The 229-nt window shown below is 65.5% G+C and carries 1 protein-coding gene; it reads left to right on the forward strand.

Going from position 1 to position 229, the window contains the following annotated elements; translation table 11 throughout:
• Window positions 1-33: 33 nt before the first annotated feature.
• On the forward strand, window positions 34-229 hold a 196-nt coding region (locus tag ACX4ZE_RS23505), incomplete at its 3' end, for an AMP-binding protein (protein ID WP_480275652.1).

Consider the following 229-nt stretch of genomic DNA (forward strand, 5'->3'; position numbering starts at 1 on the left):
GTCGAGCATCTGTCGTCGATATCCCGACCATCTTTGGGGTGTCTGCGGGAGGTGATCGTGGGTGGTGCGGTGTTTCCGCCGGATCTGGTGCGCCGATTCACGTCGCTGTGTCCGGCGGTTCGGGTCGTCAACGGTTATGGTCCGGCGGAGACGACCGCGTGTGTCTCGGTGTACGACTGCGCGGGGGGTGTGGGGGTGTCGGTGCCGATCGGGCGTCCGGTGGGGAATA

It is taken from the genome of Nocardia sp. TBRC8007 (genome assembly GCF_056629435.1).